The organism is Flavobacterium cyanobacteriorum (genome assembly GCF_002251835.1).
In the GTDB taxonomy this organism is placed as follows: Bacteria; Bacteroidota; Bacteroidia; order Flavobacteriales; family Flavobacteriaceae; genus Flavobacterium; species Flavobacterium cyanobacteriorum.
This window is the reverse complement of the sequence record NZ_NOXV01000037.1, coordinates 1-1,914: the sequence shown is the minus strand read 5'-3', so window position 1 is coordinate 1,914 and position 1,914 is coordinate 1. Positions and strand designations below refer to the sequence as shown.

Genomic DNA, 1,914 nt, shown 5'->3' with positions numbered 1-1,914 from the left:
CACTAAAGAAATTTAATAAAATAAAAGTTTAAACCACTTCTATATTAATTATGCCAAGAAATCACGAAGCAGACATGAGTAATTCTAATTCAGGTACATCAGGTACAAATGAAACCTATCAACAAAATCAGGATAATAGGGCTGACCAATTGAATCCTAATAATGACAAGTATCAAGGTTAATTCTGAATTTTAAAATTTTCAAAAATGGGTTATTTATTCTAAATAGATAACCTTTTTTATTTTACCAATTCTTCTAATTTAACATCTAATGCAACAGCTATTCTGTGTAATGTGTAAATTGTTGGGTTAGTTCTGCCTGATTCTATTCTTGAGATATTAGTTGTATCAATATCTCCATCAATTTTACCTACTAAATCCACTTGGGTTAAACCCTTACTAACTCTAATATCTTGGATTCTTTTACCTACACTTTTTAATAATTCTTGCTTATCCGTAACTTGACATATTTGGCAAGTCAAGAAAAGATTTATATGTTTGTAAGTTAATGCCATATATGGCAAGTTCAATTAATATGAATTTGAATATAATTTACAACAAAGACCTTTTGAACGATATTGCAAAAGGGAGTATTATTACTATTATAAAAGATGCAGATTCTAAGAAGTATAGATTTGTTGGATTCTGTCCTTTTGATGAATTGAGCAATACAATTATGTTCTCAAATCCAAATGAAAGCAATAGAAATGAGTTATTTAGATTTCACTTCAGATATGAAAAAGATGAGGTTTGGATTATAGGTGATGCATTAAGGGAAAACAGAGAAGCTGTAATATTTCAAATTGTTTCTCAATTGAAGCATAAAAGAGATGGACTTAAAAATTCGTTGAATTATTTTGAATCAAAACAATTAAATTTTATTTGGAATAGTAAGGAATTAAAATTGTTAAACTCAAAAACCCCTATCACTATCATTAAAAATGGCAGAATAATAAATTTATGTTATCTAACTTATATAGATGAACCAAAAATGTTTTTGTTTTGTGACTATGCAATACTTAACTCACCACCAATTCCAGATTTTTTAAAAAGTGATATTTATTCTGGAAAATCATTTAAAGTAGGTATTGAATCTGACTATGAGCTATTAAAAGATGATTACAATGTTTACTTGAGTCCAGTTATTGTAAACGGGATATTTGGTAATTATAATTGTCATTGTAAGGAAATATACAAAATTCAGATTTTTCAACTAGAAAATTTAATATCAAGTTATTTGGGATTAGAGCAGTCAAGCTTAAAAGCTTACAAAGAATTATTATTTGAATGTGATGCAAAACCTTTTTAAAATTAATAAATCTTGCGACCATACTTAAATGCTCTTATAATGACTACTAAACTAATAAATGAACTACAAAAACATCAACCTTTAAAAGTTGAGCAAATCAAAACTTGGTTAGTTGAAAATGAAAATTATTTTAATTTTCTAATCAATGAAAGTAGCTGTCATATTTGGAGGAAATTTAGCAATAACAAATCAAAATGTTTATTACTTGCTTCACTTTGTTCAGATAGAAAAGAAGATTGTAAAGCTATTGAAGTGTATTACAAATTACACAAAGAGCTAGAAACCTATAATAAACAAAATCTTGTAAAAGATGTACTAGCAGAATATGAGCAAATCAAAGATAGCTTTGATGATGTATATAATTGGGTAGAGAAATATCAAGGGTTTAGTGGCTTTTATGGTTTAGAAATACGCACAGAAATCAAAAATGAATTAGGTCAGAACATAACTTTTCAATTAGATGAAACTGAATTTGAAACAGCATTAAAATTTAATGATGTTGTACTGGATATATACTGTACAGAAGAATACCAAATCCGAGATGAATTAAATAAAACAAACGCCATGTTCAAGTTATAAGTGCAACAGGCCAAGTAGATTTTAGTT

At 27.3% G+C, this 1,914-nt stretch carries 3 protein-coding genes; 2 read left to right on the top strand and 1 reads right to left on the bottom strand.

What is annotated here, in order from left to right; translation table 11 throughout:
* Positions 1-238: 238 nt before the first annotated feature.
* The gene (locus tag CHU92_RS00320; RefSeq protein ID WP_094411461.1) at positions 239-514 is read right to left on the bottom strand and encodes a helix-turn-helix domain-containing protein; all 276 of its coding nucleotides are present in this window, start codon (positions 512-514) and stop codon (positions 239-241) included.
* Between the two features lie 2 nt (positions 515-516).
* Here CHU92_RS00320 and CHU92_RS00315 point away from each other — a divergent pair, with 2 nt between their 5' ends.
* Positions 517-1,308, top strand: a complete 792-nt coding sequence (locus tag CHU92_RS00315; RefSeq protein WP_094411459.1) for a hypothetical protein — start codon at positions 517-519, stop codon at positions 1,306-1,308.
* A 39-nt stretch (positions 1,309-1,347) separates the two neighbouring features.
* On the top strand, positions 1,348-1,887 hold the full coding sequence (locus CHU92_RS00310; protein ID WP_094411457.1) for a hypothetical protein: 540 nt from the start codon (positions 1,348-1,350) through the stop codon (positions 1,885-1,887).
* Positions 1,888-1,914 lie beyond the last annotated feature (27 nt).

Bases quoted from the DNA above. Each gene is read 5' to 3' on its own strand.
- CHU92_RS00320 (WP_094411461.1), bottom strand. From the start codon at position 514: ATGGCATTAACTTACAAACATATAAATCTTTTCTTGACTTGCCAAATA.
- CHU92_RS00315 (WP_094411459.1), top strand. From the start codon at position 517: ATGGCAAGTTCAATTAATATGAATTTGAATATAATTTACAACAAAGAC.
- CHU92_RS00310 (WP_094411457.1), top strand. From the start codon at position 1,348: ATGACTACTAAACTAATAAATGAACTACAAAAACATCAACCTTTAAAA.